This is a genomic window from Sulfurimonas sp., from assembly GCF_041583195.1.
In the GTDB taxonomy this organism is placed as follows: Bacteria; Campylobacterota; Campylobacteria; order Campylobacterales; family Sulfurimonadaceae; genus Sulfurimonas.
Genome location: NZ_JBFHGL010000001.1, coordinates 94562 through 113768 on the forward strand (window position 1 = coordinate 94562; position 19207 = coordinate 113768).

General features: G+C 32.9%; 22 protein-coding genes. 12 read left to right on the forward strand and 10 right to left on the reverse strand.

Translation table 11 applies throughout. From position 1 onward, the window contains the following. Positions 1–56 precede the first annotated feature (56 nt). From ABZA65_RS00490 to ABZA65_RS00515, 6 genes are all read right to left on the reverse strand, one after another. Positions 57–410 (reverse strand): hypothetical protein, encoded by a 354-nt coding sequence (locus tag ABZA65_RS00490; RefSeq protein ID WP_373069464.1) that lies wholly within the window; start codon positions 408–410, stop codon positions 57–59. A gap of 24 nt (positions 411–434) precedes the next feature. After that, positions 435–2960, reverse strand: a complete 2526-nt coding sequence (locus ABZA65_RS00495) for an ATP-dependent Clp protease ATP-binding subunit (RefSeq protein ID WP_373069466.1) — start codon at positions 2958–2960, stop codon at positions 435–437. Positions 2961–3038: 78 nt separating this feature from the next. Further along, positions 3039–4271: an ArsS family sensor histidine kinase gene (locus ABZA65_RS00500; RefSeq protein WP_373069468.1), complete on the reverse strand. Its 1233-nt coding sequence runs from the start codon at positions 4269–4271 to the stop codon at positions 3039–3041. Continuing rightward, positions 4268–4945 carry a response regulator transcription factor gene (locus ABZA65_RS00505; RefSeq protein ID WP_373069470.1) on the reverse strand — a complete coding sequence of 226 codons (678 nt, stop codon included), beginning with the start codon at positions 4943–4945 and terminating at the stop codon, positions 4268–4270. Before ABZA65_RS00505 ends, ABZA65_RS00500 begins: the two co-directional genes overlap by 4 nt. A gap of 17 nt (positions 4946–4962) precedes the next feature. Then, positions 4963–5451, reverse strand: coding sequence for a DUF4405 domain-containing protein (locus ABZA65_RS00510; protein ID WP_373069472.1), 489 nt, complete (start codon positions 5449–5451; stop codon positions 4963–4965). An 11-nt stretch (positions 5452–5462) separates the two neighbouring features. After that, on the reverse strand, positions 5463–5969 hold the full coding sequence (locus tag ABZA65_RS00515; protein WP_373069474.1) for a Spy/CpxP family protein refolding chaperone: 507 nt from the start codon (positions 5967–5969) through the stop codon (positions 5463–5465). Positions 5970–6097: 128 nt separating this feature from the next. On the opposite strand from ABZA65_RS00515, the gene ABZA65_RS00520 reads away from it, so the two are divergent. After that, complete coding sequence (locus tag ABZA65_RS00520; protein ID WP_373069476.1) at positions 6098–6775, forward strand: nitroreductase; 678 nt, start codon at positions 6098–6100, stop codon at positions 6773–6775. On the opposite strand, the gene ABZA65_RS00525 is transcribed toward ABZA65_RS00520, so the two are convergent. Both ABZA65_RS00525 and ABZA65_RS00530 read right to left on the reverse strand, forming a co-directional pair. Continuing rightward, on the reverse strand, positions 6730–7614 hold the full coding sequence (locus ABZA65_RS00525; RefSeq protein WP_373069478.1) for a 1-aminocyclopropane-1-carboxylate deaminase: 885 nt from the start codon (positions 7612–7614) through the stop codon (positions 6730–6732). The genes ABZA65_RS00520 and ABZA65_RS00525 overlap by 46 nt on opposite strands. Positions 7615–7621: 7 nt before the next feature. Further along, entirely contained in the window at positions 7622–8449 is an 828-nt protein-coding gene (locus ABZA65_RS00530; protein ID WP_373069480.1) for a peptidyl-prolyl cis-trans isomerase, read from the reverse strand. 76 nt (positions 8450–8525) lie between these two features. Between ABZA65_RS00530 and nth the strand changes: the two genes are divergently transcribed. Further along, positions 8526–9176: an endonuclease III gene (gene nth, locus ABZA65_RS00535; protein WP_373069482.1), complete on the forward strand. Its 651-nt coding sequence runs from the start codon at positions 8526–8528 to the stop codon at positions 9174–9176. Positions 9177–9196: 20 nt separating this feature from the next. Continuing rightward, the gene (locus tag ABZA65_RS00540) at positions 9197–9427 is read left to right on the forward strand and encodes a hypothetical protein (protein ID WP_373069484.1); all 231 of its coding nucleotides are present in this window, start codon (positions 9197–9199) and stop codon (positions 9425–9427) included. A gap of 389 nt (positions 9428–9816) precedes the next feature. On the opposite strand, the gene cmoA is transcribed toward ABZA65_RS00540, so the two are convergent. After that, positions 9817–10521 (reverse strand): carboxy-S-adenosyl-L-methionine synthase CmoA, encoded by a 705-nt coding sequence (cmoA, locus tag ABZA65_RS00545; RefSeq protein WP_373069486.1) that lies wholly within the window; start codon positions 10519–10521, stop codon positions 9817–9819. A 57-nt stretch (positions 10522–10578) separates the two neighbouring features. Between cmoA and ABZA65_RS00550 the strand changes: the two genes are divergently transcribed. Continuing rightward, positions 10579–10926 carry a hypothetical protein gene (locus ABZA65_RS00550; RefSeq protein ID WP_373069488.1) on the forward strand — a complete coding sequence of 116 codons (348 nt, stop codon included), beginning with the start codon at positions 10579–10581 and terminating at the stop codon, positions 10924–10926. Here ABZA65_RS00550 and fbaA read toward each other — a convergent pair. Beyond that, positions 10923–12005, reverse strand: coding sequence for a class II fructose-bisphosphate aldolase (gene fbaA / locus ABZA65_RS00555; RefSeq protein WP_373069490.1), 1083 nt, complete (start codon positions 12003–12005; stop codon positions 10923–10925). The two genes, ABZA65_RS00550 and fbaA, sit on opposite strands and share 4 nt — an antisense overlap. Before the next feature lie 125 nt (positions 12006–12130). On the opposite strand from fbaA, the gene ABZA65_RS00560 reads away from it, so the two are divergent. The 8 genes from ABZA65_RS00560 to ABZA65_RS00595 all read left to right on the forward strand — a co-directional run bounded on the left by ABZA65_RS00560 (position 12131) and on the right by ABZA65_RS00595 (position 19205). After that, positions 12131–12772 (forward strand): hypothetical protein, encoded by a 642-nt coding sequence (locus ABZA65_RS00560; protein WP_373069492.1) that lies wholly within the window; start codon positions 12131–12133, stop codon positions 12770–12772. Between the two features lie 12 nt (positions 12773–12784). Then, positions 12785–14437 carry a flagellar assembly protein A gene (locus tag ABZA65_RS00565; protein WP_373069494.1) on the forward strand — a complete coding sequence of 551 codons (1653 nt, stop codon included), beginning with the start codon at positions 12785–12787 and terminating at the stop codon, positions 14435–14437. Positions 14438–14615: 178 nt separating this feature from the next. Then, positions 14616–14855, forward strand: coding sequence for an XRE family transcriptional regulator (locus ABZA65_RS00570; RefSeq protein WP_373069496.1), 240 nt, complete (start codon positions 14616–14618; stop codon positions 14853–14855). Positions 14856–14863: 8 nt separating this feature from the next. Next, positions 14864–15064 carry a hypothetical protein gene (locus tag ABZA65_RS00575; protein ID WP_373069498.1) on the forward strand — a complete coding sequence of 67 codons (201 nt, stop codon included), beginning with the start codon at positions 14864–14866 and terminating at the stop codon, positions 15062–15064. Between the two features lie 99 nt (positions 15065–15163). Continuing rightward, on the forward strand, positions 15164–15448 hold the full coding sequence (locus tag ABZA65_RS00580; RefSeq protein ID WP_373069500.1) for an HU family DNA-binding protein: 285 nt from the start codon (positions 15164–15166) through the stop codon (positions 15446–15448). Between the two features lie 50 nt (positions 15449–15498). Further along, a complete protein-coding gene (locus ABZA65_RS00585; RefSeq protein WP_373069502.1) occupies positions 15499–16938 on the forward strand; it encodes a hypothetical protein in 1440 nt (479 codons plus the stop codon). 2 nt (positions 16939–16940) lie between these two features. Then, the gene (locus ABZA65_RS00590; protein WP_373069504.1) at positions 16941–17477 is read left to right on the forward strand and encodes a peptidylprolyl isomerase; all 537 of its coding nucleotides are present in this window, start codon (positions 16941–16943) and stop codon (positions 17475–17477) included. Positions 17478–17555: 78 nt separating this feature from the next. Further along, complete coding sequence (locus ABZA65_RS00595) at positions 17556–19205, forward strand: inorganic phosphate transporter (RefSeq protein ID WP_373069506.1); 1650 nt, start codon at positions 17556–17558, stop codon at positions 19203–19205. Positions 19206–19207 lie beyond the last annotated feature (2 nt).

Genomic DNA, 19207 nt, shown 5'->3' on the forward strand with positions numbered 1-19207 from the left:
ATTTTTTGTATATGTTAATTATAAAACAATGTTATTTTAAGTTGGTTTAAAAAAAATTATTGAAGTAGAAAGTCTTTTAAGGATTCAGTATGAGACTGATCATATGTATTTGTAATATCTAAAAACTTTTTCTTAGCGTTTACATGACACTCTCTACACTCTTCAAAAACAGCATGTTCAGGAATCTCTTCTGGTTCTAAGTCCTCTTGTTTATGGCATGAAAAACATTTTTCACCACACTCTAAAACAGATTTTTTATTTGGGGAGTGGCATTTAATACACGTGAGCATTGGCTTGTGTGCTTCGTTTGAATCAATACCTTTTATAAGTTTAGGGTGACATGTAAAACAGTCACCCATATTTGCATAAATTGATGTTAATAATATAGTTGTTAATAGTAAAATTTTCATGGCAAAATTATAACTAATAATTATTTACTTCACGCTAACTTTTATCTCTTCATTTTCCATATCAAACTCAACTTTTGAACCCTCAGTAACTTTACCCTCTAAAATCAGATCAGCTAACCTGTCTTCAACTATTTCATAAAGTGCACGTTTAAGCGGTCTTGCGCCATAAACAGGATCAAATCCAGCCTCAGCGATGTATGCTTTTGCGTCTTCGCTTAAACTTAGTTCAATATCACGCTCTTTTACTTTATCTGCAATTTCACGGAAGAATATATCAACAATTCCTTTGATCTGGTCTGATCCAAGCTCGTTAAATTTCACAATATCGTCTAAACGGTTGATAAACTCGGGTTTAAACGTTGTTTTTATATTTTCCTCTTGAACATTTGAAGTAAGGATAATAATCGTATTTGTAAAATCAACCGTTACACCTTTGTTGTCAGTCAAACGTCCATCATCTAAAACTTGAAGAAGCATATTAAATACATCAGGGTGTGCTTTTTCAACCTCATCAAATAATACTACTGAATAAGGTTTACGGCGAACCGCTTCAGTCAACTGTCCACCCTCTTCATACCCTACATATCCAGGAGCTGCACCGACTAAGCGAGATACTGCATGTTTCTCCATGTACTCACTCATATCGATTCTGATCATAGCATCTTCACTATCAAATAAGAACTTAGCAAGTGTTTTTGCAGTTTGCGTTTTACCTACACCAGTTGGTCCTAAGAATAAAAAGCTACCAATTGGACGATCAGTCTCACTAAGTCCAGCTTTATTACGCTTAATAGCACGGCTAACTGCAAATGTAGCCTGTTCTTGCCCTACTACATCTTTATCTAACTCCTCTTTAACATGAAGAACTTTTTGTTTCTCAGATTCCAGCATCTTATTAACAGGGATATTCGTCCAACGAGAGATGATAGACGCAATTGCTTCCTCATCAACATTGTTTTTAAGTAGAGTTCCTGCCTCTTGAAGCTGTGCCCACTGTTCGTTGATTTTTTTCTCTTCTTCGATCAACGCCGGAATCTCACCGTACTCAATCTCAGCCGCACGGTTAAAGTCAGAACTTGATTTTGCACGGTTAGCCTCTGCACGTTTTGATTCTATATCGCTTTTAATGCTAGAGATTCTCTCAAACACCTCTTTTTCAGTTGAGAACTGCGCTTCAAGACTTCTTACTTGCTCATCTGTGTCTGCAAGCTCTTTAGTGATCTCTTGCAGGCGTTTTGCATTTGAAGGTGTATCTTCCATTTTAAGAGCTTCTTGCTCAACATGCAGTTCAGAACTTTTACGCTTAGCGATACTTAGTGCATGTGGCTCACTCTCGATCTGCATCTTTAACTCTGCCGCAGCTTCATCAATTAAGTCAATCGCTTTATCAGGCAAAAATCTATCTGCAATATAACGATCACTTAACTTCGCTGCAGCTACCAGTGCAGAATCAGTAATACTTACGTTGTGGTGAGTCTCTAAACGCTCTTTAATACCACGAAGTATTTGCAGTGACTGATTTACTGTAGGCTCATCTAAGTTGATCGGCAAGAAACGTCTTTGAAGTGCTGCATCTTTCTCAAAATATTTTCTGTACTCTTTTAAAGTCGTAGCACCGATTGTGTGAAGCTCACCACGAGCAAGTGCCGGTTTTAAAATATTTGCCGCATCCATACTCCCTTCACTTGCACCCGCACCTACAATAGTGTGAATCTCATCTATGAAAAGAATTACATTCCCGCTTTGTTTCACCTCATCGATAACAGCTTTTAGTCTGTCTTCAAATTCACCGCGGTATTTTGCACCAGCAACAAGTGAGCTCATATCAAGTGCGATCACTTTTTTGTTTTGAAGTGAAGTCGGAACTTCGTTGTTTGCAATGCGTTGAGCAAGACCTTCAACCAGTGCTGTCTTACCAACACCAGGCTCACCCAAAAGCATAGGGTTGTTTTTTGTTTTACGAATAAGGATCTGCATCATACGAGTGATCTCTTCATCACGTCCTATTACAGGTGATAGTTTCCCATCATGTGCCTCTTTTGTAAGGTCAACACCATACTTACCTAAGCTGTCCAATGTCTCATCAGCACTCTGGCTATCAACCTTTGCCCCGCCGCGAGCTGCTTCAATATTTTTAGCAAGCGCTGAAATATCTATATATTTTTTTAGTATAGAATTAAACGGCTCACTTTGCAGGTTTGCCAGTATATATGTATCAACAGCTAAAAAGCTATCTCCGTTTTTAGTCATAAGTCCTGCACCACTCTCTAGTGTTTGTACAAATGCACGTGAAAGTTTAATATTGTCTTTTGATACCGAAGATGATTTAGGCAGTTTTTCAGATACGCTTCTTACATCTAACTCTATAGCAGTTTTATCTATACTCATTTTGTTAAACATCTGGTTCAGTACCGAGTTAGAGTTTGTCAGAAGTGCCCATAAAAAGTGAACAGGCTCCACTTCTTGGTTTTTATTATGCAAAGCTAAAGATAGAGCCGACTCTATAGCTTCAGTCATATTATGTGTTAGTTTTTCAAAAATATTATTCATTTGTAATCCTTTATACTTTAGTATGTATAATTATACTAAGTTGAGTGACTTAATGTCAAGTATACTAAGTAAAATCATTTAGATAACTATAGAAAATATATTTTTACCATCCTCGTAAACATATTCCAAGCCCATGCTATGGGCATCTAAAATATGTTTTACTATGTAAAGCCCAAGTCCGAAGCTTTGATTAGATTTTACATCATCTGCTTTAAAAAAAGGCTCATAATATTTATCTATTTTATATTTTAAAGGATTTCCTGTATTTTCAAAAACTATTTTTTTATCTTTTACTTTTATATATACTTTACGGTCGTTTGAATATTTTATACCGTTATCAACAAGATTTTTTACAGCTATACTGAATAGCTTGAAATCTACGTCAATCTTTATGTTTTCAAATTCTTTAATTAGTTCATCTTCATCACACATTAACAGATCACAGGCTTCATCAAGAACATCATCTAAATAGTAGGCTTTTTTGCTTAGAGTTTTTTTTGTAGATATCAACTCCTCTATAGATGCAAATTCACTGATCAGTGATTCAAGCCTTAAAAAAACTTTTTGCATCTTCAGATTGTTCTCTTCACTCTTAGGCAACTCTGTTAAAAACCTACCTTTAGTGATCGGAGTCTTTAATTCATGCATTATATTTCTTATAAATATATCTCTTGAGTCTCTAAGGCTCTTTAATTTTTTAGCAGTTTTATCAAACTCGTTTGCAAGTTGTGAAATTTCATCCTTTTTATCGCTAGAACATGATATGTCATAATCTTCATCTGCTAGTTTTTGAACCTCGTTTTTTAAAGTACTAAGAGGTTTGAGTTTGTTAATAATGCTTATATATAAAAAAGTAAAAAAGACCAATATAAGTATAAAAATAAAGATGATAATATTTTTATTACCGTTAAAATCATTTTCATTTGCAAGCATCAAAGACTCTATTGGCGTCTTTATATATACGTAGTTTTTGCCATTGAGTTCGAGTTCTTCAACAAATAGTCTAAACCTTGGTCTGTGTCTTTGTTGAAGATGTTTTGTGTTTTTGCTTTTAAGTATCTCATATTGCAAAGACGAATCTCTGATCAAAGAAAAGTTCATAAATTCAAGTAACTCTTTTAACTCTTTTGAATCTCCATTGATTCTATATTCACGCATAAAGATTCTTGTCATATCGTGATTACTTTTAGCTATTAAATGTTCTTCTCTCTTCTCGTTGGATATATAAAGTGTTAAAAAGCTAAATACAATTATTGTAAAAGTTATAATAAATGTTAGGGTTATTGAAAAAATTATTGAGTTTTTATTCATTCTACCAGTTTATACCCTGCGCCCCTTATCGTTAAAAGATACTTCGGATGCTTCGGGTCCTCCTCTATTTTATGTCTAATCCTGTTTATAATCACGGCTATACTTCCGCCGTCTTCATCACTGTTTACAAAATCACACTCATCTAAAATGTCGTATCTGGAGATCACAAAACCTTTTCGCTTACACATTAAAGCCATGATCTGATACTCTGCAGGTGTAAATTTTATATACTTTCCGTTTTTTTTGATCTCCTGTTTTGCCTCGTCTAACACAAACACTTCATTCTTTTCTTCTTGAGCTTTAGGGATAGATTTATTAATACGTCTAAGTATTGTTTTGATCCTGACTTCAAGCTCCCTTGGATCGTATGGTTTTGGTAGATAATCATCAGCTCCTAACTCTAGTGCGATCACCTTATCGGTTATGTCGCTTCTGGCACTTGAAATAATAATCGGAATATCATACTTGGCAGTTATCTCTTTACAAACTTCCAAACCATCCATTCCTGGAAGAGTAAGATCTAGAATCACTAAATCAAACTCTTCTAAAGCTATAGCACTAAGAGCTAAAAATGGATCTTCAAAATTTGTTACAGAGATATTGAATTTTGATAGATACTGGGTTAATACTTCTGCTAACTCAGTATCATCTTCGACCATCGCTATTTTTATCAATATAGCTCCTATTTAAACTATTTTTGAGTTATCTTTGTAACAAGCTCAAAAGGAGATATAGAATTATCTTTGGCAATTGAGCTTATTGTTACATCGCTAGAACTAATTTTAATACCATTTGTTTTAAGTCTTTCTTTTAGAGTCTGCATATCCAAGTTTAAAACCTTGAGAGAACTCTCTATAGGTGCATCAAGCATAGATATGATCAGTGTTTTCTTTGGATTATCACCTTCTGGAGTATTTACAACAAACATAGCAGATATACCCAAAACTACAACCGCACTTATAGTAAATACTTTTTTGCCAAAATAAGATTTAAAAGACTTTATATGAAAATATACGTGTGTAAATACTACTGCCACAAAAACAAGACCTAAGATCTCATGCAGCTCTTTTACATAATCATCAAAAAAATGAAAATACATCATAACTCCGCTTATCCCTATTACAAAAAAGAAAAACGCAGTCATAGATGTTGCCAAGTCTCTATATTTAAACTTGTCCATTCGAGTTGCCTTTATCTATTTGGGCAATTTTTTGAGTTACAGTTAGTACCCATTTTATTCATCATGTTTTTTTTCATAACTCTTTTCATATCAAGCATAGTCTTTAAATCTTTCTTTTGTGAAGAGTTTAAAACTGCATATACTTTTTCCATCATATCTGCGCGATGCTGAATTTTAGCATCTCTTTTAGCTTGTGCAAGTTCTATGAATTTTTCTTTATCAAATGAACTCTCACTAAATGCTTCATTTGGATTTGGCATATTTTTCATACTATCTCTCACTATAGTTCTTATCTCATCTCTTTGTTTATCACTAAGATCAAGCTTCATAACCATTTTAATAAAACCGTGTCTACCTTTATGATGAGACGATCTGTCATACATGCCTTTATACATTTTTCCTTGCTTAAAGTTTTGACCTTTAGGACCTTGTCCGTCACAATTTTGTGGGCCGTATGCTAATAGTGTTGATGTCAATAGTGCACTTAGTGCTAAACCTGTAATTAATTTCGCGTTCATTTTGAACTCCTTTTATTTGATTCTTAAAAGTATAAGATCTGGTCATTAATACTATTTAAACTTAAGTTTAATGAAATATTAACAGCTATATTTTGCTATAATACTGCATCAAAAAATTTAGGATTTTTATGTCAAATGTTTATGAAATTATAAATTCAAGATCTTCTAAAAGAGCTTACTTACCTAAGCCTGTACCAAAAGATATACAAGAAAAAATTTTAAAAGCAGCTGCACAAACTCCAAGTGGAGCAAATATGCAGCCGTGGATCACATACGCTATAAGTGATGAGTCAACTCTAAAAAAAGTTGGAGATGCAATCATAAAAGCTATGGATGATGGTGTTGAGAACGATCAGTTTATTCAGTACTATCCTATTGAGTGGAAAAACCCGTACAAAAAAAGACGTGTTGTTACAGGAGCCGGACTATACAAACTTATGGAAGTTGATAGAAAAGACAACGATACACGTATAGAGATGTGGAAAGACAACTTTAGATGGTTTGGTGCTAAAACTGTCTTTTTTGTATTTACTGATAAAGCAAATATTGAAGGTGCCCAAGGTGCTATACTTGACTGTGGTGCATATATGCAGTCAATCATGCTTTTAGCTAAAGAGGAAGGATTAGACACTTGTCCTCAAGGTTCAACTACAGAGTTTGGTCGCATTGTGGCACGTGAACTTAACGTACCTGAGAATTTAGCACTTCTATACAGTGTAGTTATAGGTTATGAAGACAAAGACGCTAAGATAAATTCTTATCAACCTGAGCGTGTTGGTTTAGATGAGAGCGTTATTTTCATATAACGCTCTAACATAGTCTTGTTTCCACTTACTCCTCCGCTGTGGATATATAAGACTTCTTCATCAGTCTGTTCTAACAAAGCCTCCCACATACCAGGAGCGTAAAGCAGATCAAACTCAATTCCAGCATTTAAAAGCTTTTTGTAAATCTCTAAAAAACTAGGATACAGCTTTGCAAAATGGTACTTCTTTTTAGGCTCTAAAATTATTAAGTTATCAGGTAAGTGATCAACTAGTGCTGACATCTGTGTTTTAAGATACTCAATATCACCTACACACGGTGTAGTATAGACTTTATACTCAGGCAATGCTTTTGCTAAAAAAAGTGCAGTAGTTCCTGTCCCACTTGGTGTAGCTAAAGATTTAACGTCTAAACCTTTGAGTTGTTCTTTGATCTCATCTGCTAATACTTTTAGTCCATCTTCTGCTTCACTAACAGCTCCACCTTGGTCTACTATATATGTTTTAGAATCAAGGTTAAACCTTAGATTTGAGATCTCCTCTTTGTATCTGTCATGTTCAATCTCAATATGTTTCATACTGAGCTTTACGGCCTCGTAAAAATTTCCTGAATTCTGTTGTTTTTGTGCATCTGATATAGGTTTTGTGTAGTATATAAATTCCCAACCCTTTAAGTGGCATAGTTTTGCAATTGCAAGCATTGCATTAGATTGTGTTCCGCCATAAGATATAAGCTTGTCTAAGTTCTCTTTTGGAGTTTGTATAAGTTTATGGAGTTTTCGGAATTTATTTCCGCTAAGATGCGGATCGTATAAGTCATCACGCTTAACGTAAAAAATACGCCCATCGATAGTTATTTTATCAATGGACGTAGGTAACATAGGATTATTATTTTATAGTAGCTTTGTTTTTAAGTGAAGTTATTTTATCTTGCATAACAGTTTTAAATTTTTCCATTTTAAGACGTTGCTCTATAAATGGCTTAACTTCAGTAAAAGAGTAAGTTTTAGAAGGTTTTTTATCTTCAAGGTAGATCACATGATAACCGTGTTCTGTTTTAACAGGTTCACTTATAGTTCCAACTTTCATAGCAAATGCTACTGCACTAAATTCAGGAAGCATTCTTTCATAAACAAAATAACCTAAGTCTCCACCTCTTGGTCCACTTGGTCCTTTTGACTTAACTTTTGCAAGTTCTATAAATTTCTCTTGAAGTTTTGTACCTTTTATAGATTTTAACTCTTTTGCAATATCTTTTGCTTCAGACTCACTGTTTACTAAAATGTGACGTGCATGAACTGATTCTTTTTCATTAAATTCTTCTTTATTAGAGTCATAGTATTTTTTTACCTCTTTGTTAGAAATGTTAACCTTATCTAACTCTTTTTTCTGCCAAACTTGAATAGATAATTCTTTTTTTACTCTATCTAGAACTTTGCTATATTCATCTTTAAAATCTTTTGATTCCATTACACCAGTTTTTTTAGCATCGTCAAAAATCAACTCTTTTACTATTAACTGCTCTAAAACCTGATTACGTAGCTGCTTTTGTTTGTCTGCTGGAACTTGGTTAAATCTACCTTGAGTAGCCTGCATTAATTCAGAGTCAACCTCTTGTTGTGTAATAGCTTTTCCGTTTACAGTTACCAATGTATTTGCCATAGCAAGTGTTGATAAAATTGTTAGTGATGATGCAACTCTAGTTACTAATTTCATATAAATTCCTGTTATTTAAGTATAAAAATTTTAGTACCAATTAGATAACAATAAATAAACAAGTTATAATTCCAGCATGAAAAAAGTAAAAAAAGCAACAAAAAAAGAGATTGAAGAGATTCACAAAAGATTTGTGGAGCGTTACAGTGATGCAGTTACTGAACTAAACTACAACAATGCATATGAACTAGTAATCGCAGTAGCACTCTCAGCTCAATGTACAGATAAACGTGTAAATGTGATTACCCCTGCTTTGTTTGAGGCTTACCCTGATGCCGAGGCTCTAGCAAACGCAGATATAGAAGATATTAAAGCACTAATAAACTCGTGTTCATTTTTTAACAACAAAGCTAAAAATCTTCTTGCTATGGCTAAAACCGTTGTGGAAGATTTCGATGGTGAAATTCCTATGAACGAAAAGGACCTGCAGCGTCTTGCAGGTGTTGGACAAAAAACTGCAAATGTTGTAATGATCGAATACACTGGTGCTAACCTTATGGCTGTTGATACACATGTTTTCCGTGTATCTCACCGTTTAGGTTTAAGCGATGATAAAACAGCACTAGCAACTGAAGCAACGCTTGTTAAAAAGTTTAAAAACGATCTTCATGCACTACATCAAGGGATGGTTTTGTTCGGGCGTTATATATGCAAGGCAAAAAATCCAAAATGTGATGAGTGTTTTTTAACAGATATGTGTAAGACAACTGAGAGTTTTAAGGTATGATTTTTGCTTGTAAAAGTTTTATGAAAACAATATCAATATTATTAACATCAATTATAATGTCAATTTTTTTAACTGGTTGTTTTAACAAACACGGAATCTCTGCAAAATACTATTCCGACTGTGAAGAGTACTACGATATGCAAGGCTACTACCATAAAGACTGTGGTGAAGATGACATAGTTACCTATGAAGAGATAGGTGATGCTTTTAAAGAAGATAAAGACCCATCTGAGGGTAGAAACGTTTGGTGAAATTCCAAAACTAAAGTGTTTACAATAATTTTATATTTTTGGGGAAATAGCCAGTTTTTGGCTTAAAAGTGTTTACCTTTTTGAAAGGTATTTAATAATTTCGTTCATCTCTTCGATGCTTAAACTCATAATAAGCTCCTTGTTTATTTAACCATCCAACTGGTAGATTTCTTACTTTTTAATAACTTAATTTTCAATCTGTCAAGTGCACTAAGTTTCACTTTACTCATAGTTTTGTCTCCTTTATATTTTTACGACGAAATTATAAAAGTTATTAATTACCTAGTGGTTACAAATACAAGGTGAGGACGAAAAAATAGTTTTAGGCAGTTTTTGCAGACATACTTGTAGTATGCCGAAAAAACTAACGAAGAAATATGAAGTAAAAATTATTTTATAGCTATAAAAGTTGCAAAGTTTGCCCAGCGAAACACTACCTCACAGTGTGAAAACCCCGCATTTTTAGCCATTTTGATATTTTCATCTTCACTGTATGGTACTAATACATTTTCCAGTGCTTCACGCTTTTGGGCTATCTCATACTCACTGTAACCCTGTTTCTTTTTAAAGTCATAATAGTGTTCGATCAGATCTTTATTTAGTTTTGGATGGTGTGAGATCACCTTTTCGCTAAATATAAATACGCCATCTTTTTTAAGCGCATCTGCTATCTTTTTAACAAGCTCTTCCCTTACAAGCGGGCGGATAAACTGAAGTGTATAGTTACTTACAAAGACATCTGCTTCTTTGTAGTCGTACTCTAAAATATCTGCGTTTAGCAAATCAATGTCAGCACCCATAGCGTGTGCTTTTTTGCTAGCCTGTTCAAGCATTGCATCAGAGTTATCAAGTCCGATCAGCTTTGCCTCTTTATTTTGCTTTGCAATTGAGATAAGCAAAGATGCTGTAGAACATCCAAGATCATACATCAGTCCACCATCATTCAACGCTTTTTGAGCAAAGAATCTAGTCATCTCCTGACTCTGATCATAAAACGGTACACTGCGACTTAACATATCGTCAAAAACAGCTGCTACCTCTTCGTCAAATTCAAATTGTTTCTTAATCGGTTTAGAAAATACTTTATCATTCATAATGAAATTTTAGCAAAATTACCATATAATCACTACATTATTTTTATGGAGAGTATAATGGACTTGAGTATTTCTACATTGATGATGATTTTTTTTATAATATTTATGATCATAGGAATATGGAAGATTTATGCTTTTTTACCAAATAAACAGCTTGAAGATGATGATACTACTCCAGAAGCTACAAAAGATCTAATGCACTTGATGTTTAGCGTTATAAAAGAAAATAATGGTGAACTTACAAAAGATGAGCTTTTTTCAAAGATGCAGGAACATGAAGAGTTTAACTCACAAAGATTTTGGAGATTTAACCTAAATAGACTAAATCAGCTTTTAGGAAAAGTTTACATAGAAAATCCAGATGCTTCGGACATTCTGGATATCTATAAGATTATTAAAAACTAGTTTCTACCTATTGCATTTAGATCTTTAAATGCTTCTTCAACTCTAGCAACAAGAGTTTCTTGTCCGGCTCTTAGCCATTTTCTAGGATCGTAGTATTTTTTGTTTGGTTTATCTTCACCCTCAGGGTTTCCGATCTGACCTTGAAGGTAGTCTTTATATTTTTCAGAGTAAGCTTTTACACCTTCCCAAGTTGCCCACTGAGTATCTGTATCGATATTCATTTTTATAACACCGTAAGATATAGCCTCTTCAATTTCACTTTTTGCACTACCGCTTCCGCCGTGAAATACAAAGTTTACAGGTTTTGCATCTTCAGTGTTATATTTCTCGTGAATATATTTTTGTGAGTTATCTAAAATCTTAGGAGTTAGAGTTACATTACCAGGTTTATAAACACCGTGAACATTACCAAAAGATGCTGCTATTGTAAAGTTTGGTGAAATTGTACCTAGTTCAGCATATGCATATGCAACCTCTTCAGGCTGAGTATATAAAAGTGCGTTGTCTATGTTAGTATTATCAACACCGTCTTCTTCACCACCCGTAACACCAAGCTCAATCTCAATATGCATACCGATAGCAGACATTCTTTTTAAATACTCTTTTGAGATTGAGATGTTCTCTTCAATCGGTTCTTCTGAAAGGTCTAGCATATGTGAAGAAAATAGTGGTTTACCGTTTGCATCAAAGTACTGCTCACCAGCTTGAATAAGAGCATCGATCCAAGGTAGAAGTTTTTTTGCAGCATGATCAGTGTGTAAAATAACAGGCACACCGTAAGCCTCAGCCATCATATGAGTATGAATTGCACCGCTTACTGCACCGTTTATTGCAGCAAGTTCATTTTCATTACTTAAACCTTTACCTGCATAATATGCAGCGCCACCGTTACTAAACTGAATAATAACAGGAGATTTAACTTTAGCTGCAGCTTCTAAAACACCGTTTATAGAATCAGTCGACACAACATTAACGGCCGGAATTGCGAATCCGTTATCTTTAGCATGTTTATAAACTTTTAAAACATCCTCACCAAAAAGTACACCCGGTTTAACTATATCTAATATACCTTTACTCATAAAAACACCTTCAAAAAAATAATTGTGCAATTATAATACAGAGTTCTTTTAAAACAACTTTCTTAATACAAATATATATTTTTATGTTAAAATACAAAAAAATATAAGCACATAAAGTAAGTAAAATGGATATAACAATAGAAGAGTATGCTAAAAGATTTAAGATGTCAACAGAGATGGTTACGTCTAAAATTCGTCAAAAAAAATTAAACTTTACTATACAAAACGGCATTACCCTTATAAATATACCGGATGAAGAAACAGCTCCTGTAGCTTCTGAAAAAAACAAACAGATTCAAGTGCAAAAAAATATTATGCAAAAGGCTACTGTAGCTACGGTTTTAGGCCTTTATAAAAGAGAAAATAGCTATTTAAAACAAAAAATTGAGCAACTAGAAGCGAAGATCGACAAACTAATAGAAGACAAAGAAAATATGCTTAGAGAAGAGCGTGACAGAATAGAAAGTATCTATTTAAACAAAGATGAGCAACTAAAACATATTTTAGAGCTGGTAAACCAAAAACTGCTTCAAGATCAGCAAGAGAAGAACGTTTATTATGAAGTTGAACATTCAAAAAGCAGCCCGAGTAAAATAGTTGAACTAAAAGAATATTTAAAAACTCTTGACCTAAAAACTTCTCAAAGAAAAAATATCAAAAGAAGATTTCAGGACGTACTACACGAAGATATAAGAGTTATAGAGCAAAATGGGAAAATATATTTAGATTTTTCAAAGTATGACTATAGTGATTTATTAGCACTCTAAAGGTCTAAAACTATGCAAAAAGCAAAAGTAAAGACAAAAAACATTCTTCTGTCACTACAAAAATACGCAAAAAATAATGATGCGAGCATAAACATTGTTGATTTTGAGATCTTAGATACAAAAACACTTATTAAGACATCTAAAGATACCGACTTTACAGAATACAATGAAGCTGTTCAGGAACATTACGATAGCGAAGAAAAAATGATTGATTATCATTTGGAATTTACACAAGTCCATACAATTAAGCTTTTTGAAAAACAACAAAAAAAATACTATTTAGATTATGAGATCAACTATGACTCTATGAATACCCATCCAACTATCACTATTAAAATAAATTCTAAAATACCTATTAAAACTCCAAGGGATACATATATATGGCTTAAAAATGAGGTAGATACCATTAAAGCAAGAAATGCTATCTTGATCGGTCTGTTTGATGAAAGCTATATAACAAAACTAAAACTATTTACCAAGTTTATACATGCCGGCAAATTTAAAAAGAATATAAAGCTTCCTCTAATTGAGACAATTGAACCAAATGTTACACAAAAAGGCCAATTGCTTTTACACTATGAAAAACATAAAAACAAGCATGGTATAGCCGAAGTGGATGCTAAAGAGGTAATCGCAGAGTATAGAAAGCCTAAGTTCGGTAGAAACGGGCTAGATGCGTTTGGAAAAGTGATTAGCAACACTTCTCAAAAAAACCTAAAAGATCTAGACTATGATACAGATGACGAAACAATACTAGTAAAAGAAGATAATGATAAAAAACTATATATATCTAAAGCAAAAGGTTACGTAAATATTTCTAGAAATATTATGTATATAGATCACACTATAAAAAAACGTAAAATAAAACGTGTAGAAGATAAGGTTTCAGAGCATGAAGATAATGATATAAAAGTAGTAGTATCAGAAAAAGACGTTACTCAAGACAGCATAGGTGAAGGTGTAGAGCTTACAAGTGAGACTATACATGTTGAAGGATTTGTAGGATCAAACTCGGTATTACATGCTACAAACCTAACAATAGACGGTGCCACACACCAAAGTTCTCATCAAAATGCAAAGTTTGCGAAAATAAACCGACACAAAGGTACACTTCGTGCGCATCAAGCGGATATAAAGCTTCTAGAAGGTGGGACTGTATATGCAACTACAGTAAATATAGATGCTTGTCTAAACGGAACCATATATGCAAAAGATGTAAATATAACAAGTGTAAAAAGTAATCTTAAAGTATATGCATCTCATTCAATAAACATTACTTTAGTAAGCGGTGAAAACAATACTTTTAATATAGACTATAAGAAAATCCCTATACTTTCCAAAAAGATTGAATTTATAGATAATGATATAGAGGACTTAAAATACCATTTAGAAGAAGCAAAAAGGCATAATCAATCAAAAATAGCAGGTTATGAAGCTGAGATCAAAAAACTTAAAGATGATAAAAACAGTGTAATTAATTCTATAAACGATGCCACTATAACAGTTCAAAAGGCTTTTAGGGGTCTAAATAACATTATATTTACTATAAGTGATCTAAAAGAGCTCATCTACAAAACTGATAATAAAAAATATGAAACATTTCATCTTGAAATAAAAGATGAAAAAGTAACTCTAAAACCTGTAAATATCTCCATAGAACTATAATTTTTTTAAATTCTCAAAAATCACACTAAATTTTTTTTGAAATAAATATACGGTTTTCCGTGTATTATATGTATATTTTATATTTTTATATTCATTTTTAACTATATATTAAACATTTTAACCAATATATTACACTAATAAATGTTTATTTAAGTATATATTCCGTATACTACTTCTCATGCAAATTAATGATCTGTTTAATATTCTTCATAATTCAATAGAGTCCCAACATAATGGACGCAAAATATCTTTAAAAGATATGGCTTCTTCTTTAGGGATATCTATGCGTACATACCAAGACTGGAAACTTGGTCGTGCAAAACCTCAAGCAGCTTCAGCAGTTATGAAGATGCTTGGTGAATTAGATGATGAAGAGATCATTAGAGCTGTAAGAAAGATTAATAAACTTCAGGACTGACAATGGGAATGCTAACAAGAGAAGAGAGAGATGGTTTAGAAGAAGTATTTATGTCTATACATTCAAAGAAAAGTCTGTATAACATAATAAAACATTATAATATAATGTTAAAAAATTCTGCAAAGCAAGCTAAAATAGGTACTAAAATGCAGGAAATTTATAAATTTCTGTCTATTTTTTCTAAAAAGAAGAAAAATTTAAGCAAATAAATATTAAAGTGTCTTCAGCTGAATAATTCGCCGTGCTGGTAGCTATTACAAGGATGGTGAGTGATTTCGGAAAAATTTTATTAATCTAAGGGTAAATTCATGAATAAAGCTGAATTTGTAGAACTAGTTCAAGCAAGTGGTGAGTATAAAACTAAAGTAGAGGCTGAAGCAGCAATTAAAGCGTTCACTGAAGCAGTAACAACTGCACTAGTAAAAAAAGAAGATGTTTCTTTAGTAGGTTTTGGTAGCTTTTCTGCAGCATTACAAAAAGGTAAAAGCGGTAAAGTACCTGGTACTGATAAAACTTATACAACTCAAGATAAAATGGTTCCAAAATTTAAAGCTGGAAAAGGTCTTAAAGACCGCGTTGCAGCTGGTAAATAATCTTTCAAGTTGTCGCTTTTGCGGCAACTTATCTTCTAACAATCTAATAAATGAAATTAAACTTCTTTTCTAATCTTTTTAAAAAAGATAATAAAAACAAACTTTTAACACCAGACTCAATTTTGCTAAAAAAATTAAAAGCAGTGTGTAAAGAAAATAATTACAAACTTTTAGAAAACACAACAATCTATCATCATTCAAATAAAATTGAAATACCGTTAATGATACTCTCTCCAAAAAGAGGTTTGTATGTTTTAGAGTATAAAGACTGGACTTATGATGATCTGAATCTTTATGAAATTACACAAGCTAAGAACAATGAGCATTCTAAAAATACTTTAGCTTATGATAAAACGAACAGTTTTATAAATACTAAATATAATGAAATACTACATAATGACTGCGTTAAGACTTTTAATTTTTTAATAGCTGAGAATTTAAGCTTTGTAGATTATGAACATCTTAGCGAAGAAAAAAAGAATCTTTTACCTAATGAAAAGATTATATTTTGCGATAATGACGAAGAAGAAATTTTAAATAAACTAAACGATGTATCTGAAGCAGATGATAATTTAGCTGATCCTAACTATATACTAGCAAACCTTTTAACTCAGTATTTAGTTCTGCATAAAGGAAATGTATCGTTAGCTACAGATGAGCAAATAGATTATATTACGGACTCACAAAATTTTGAAGAACAAAAAAGTATTGTAAGTTTAAACGGTTTGGCACTTTCAGGAAAAACAACAGCGCTCATTTTAAGAGCTGTCTATCTAAAACTGCTTTCAAACAACAATAGCGTAACTATCATTGAACCAACAGCACTTAGTTGTGATATAGTTAAACAATTTATATTAGAACTAATTGAATACTCAATCGTTAACGTTGATATAACATCTATACGAGTATGTACACCTGAGGAGTTTTTAAATTCTAAAGTAACAGAATATGTACTATGCGACGATACATCTTTAATTGAAGAGGGTCTTTTAGAAAATATAATTCTAAAGTCTGCTAAATCACATCTTACATTGGTAAACCCGATACAAAGATATGACAACTTTTATAAATTAACAAAAAGTTTTCACAATAAAATAGATATAGAGTTTATACAGAACAATCCTTATGCCTCTGCTATGCAATATATAAACAGATATGCAACAAATAAAGACAATAGTATACTTTGTGTATCTAATAAAGAAACAGGTGAAAATCTTAGCGAAGATTTAGCTTCATATATAGAGGATGAAGTTATTTTATTAGACAGTTCAAAAAAACTAATTGATCAAAAAAAGAGTTTGTTGACTTTGAGTGACTATAAAAATATAAATGCCCAAAGAAGTGATATAGTTATACTCTTAGATGTATGCGAAGTTTCGCAACAAGAACTCTCATACGCTATAAATCTTGCTAATGAAAAAGTTTTTCTAATATACGAAGAACAATGTGACGCTATAATTACACTCAAAAAAATATTTAAAAAGGACTAACAATGAAAAAATTCTTTACTGCTGTTTTGATACTTTTATCAATAAATCTATATGCAAAAAACCCTATAGTTATACTTGAAACTACTCAAGGTAAGATCGAACTGGAATTATTTCCTGATGTAGCACCATTAGCGGTTGAAAACTTTACAACACATATAAAAAACGGTTTTTACAATGGCATAGCATTTCATAGAATTATTCAAAACTTTATGATTCAAGGTGGTGATCCAACTGAGACTGGACGTGGTGGTGAGAGTATTTGGGGTAAAAGTTTTAAAGATGAATATAAAGGTAAAACTTTTGATAAAATTGGTGTACTAGCTATGGCAAATGCTGGTCCACATACAAACGGTAGCCAGTTTTTTATTACAACTGCACTAACACCATGGCTAAATGGAAGGCACACTATTTTTGGCCAAGCACTTCCAACTTCAATGCAGACTCTAAAAAAACTAAACAGTGTAGCAACATCTGGAAGATATGGTGGTGACAGACCACTGGAGCGTCAAGAAATTATAAAAGCTTACATTAAAGAATAAACCTTAAATTTAGCTTTGTAATTATTTTGTAATATTTAAAAAGGTATAATCCATAAATTTTTATAAGGGTCGTATTCTATGGAAATGGAGACAATGAAAAAGCTTGAGAAAAAAGCTCTCAAGACAAGTGGTACAGATTTAACAAGATTAGGCTTTGCCCTATTCTTTATGATTGCTGTATTAACATTTAGTTTTTTAAACAGCGGTGGTGTATCTAACAACTTATTTTTAGCAGTAGCAGCATTAATTGGTGCATATATGGCTATGAATATTGGTGCAAATGATGTAGCAAATAATGTGGGTCCTGCTGTTGGATCAAAAGCTATGACTCTTACTATGGCTATTATGATAGCTGCAGTGTTTGAAGCTGCTGGTGCCATTATAGCAGGTGGTGAAGTTGTAAAGACAATTAAAAAAGGTATTATTGACGTTGCCGCATTCGGTGGGAACCCTGATCCTTTTATTTGGGCTATGATGGCTGCACTTTTAGCTGCTGCACTATGGCTTAACTTTGCAACAGCTATGCGTGCTCCTGTTTCAACTACACACTCAATAGTTGGTGGTGTAATGGGTGCCGGTATCGCAGCAGCAGGTTTCAGTATAGTTTCTTGGGGTACTATGGGTAAAATTGCAGCTTCATGGGTTATTTCACCTGTACTAGGTGGACTTATTGCTGCAGGTTTTTTATACGCCATTAAAAAGACTATAGTATTTAAAGAAGATAAAGTTCAGGCTGCCAAAACTTATGTACCAGTTTTTGTAGCTATCATGGCATGGGCATTTGTTACATACCTCACACTAAAAGGTCTTAAAAAGATCTGGCCAAGTGTTGTTGAACTATTAAATATGCTTCCTCTAGTTTCAATTGAAATGACTAAAAAGCCAAGCTTTTTAACTGCTTTAATTCTTGGTGCTATCTTTGCGGTTGCTGTTTACTTCTTTGTAAAAGGTAAAGTATCTAATAACACTACGACTTTAGAGAACAATAAATCAAGTGTAAATCAACTTTTTACTATCCCCCTTGTATTTGCAGCAGCACTTCTTAGTTTTGCTCACGGTGCAAATGATGTTGCAAATGCAATTGGACCATTAGCAGCTATAAATGATGCCATTGTCAATGGAGGAATCTCTTCTAAAGCTGCAATTCCGTTTTGGGTAATGGCTGTAGGTGCACTAGGTATTGCCATAGGTCTTGCATTATATGGTCCAAAACTTATTAAAACAGTAGGAACTGAGATAACCGAGCTAGATCAAATAAGAGCATTCTCTATTGCTATGGCTGCAGCTATTACTGTTATTATCGCTTCACAATTAGGTTTACCTGTTAGTTCAACTCACATTGCTATCGGTGGTGTATTTGGTGTTGGATTTTTAAGAGAGTGGCTAGCTCTAAATAAAGATGAAAAAGTAGTAATAGAAGAAGAGCTAGAACATTTAGAAGAGGAAACTCAGACTCTAAAAGCATACAAAGCTGAACTTAAATCTCTTCAAGAAAAAGAAAACAAACTTCCTGAAGATTTTGAAAGAATCACTATTCTTTACAAGATGATAGAAGATGAAAAAATGCTGATAAAGTCAACTAAAAAGACTATAAAAAGAACTGAAAAAACTCAATACGTTAAAAGAGATGCAGTTAAGAAAATTATTGCAGCATGGGTAATTACTGTTCCTGCAGCAGCAATTCTTGCAGCTATGTTATTTTTTACTATCAAAGGTATAATGATATAGTT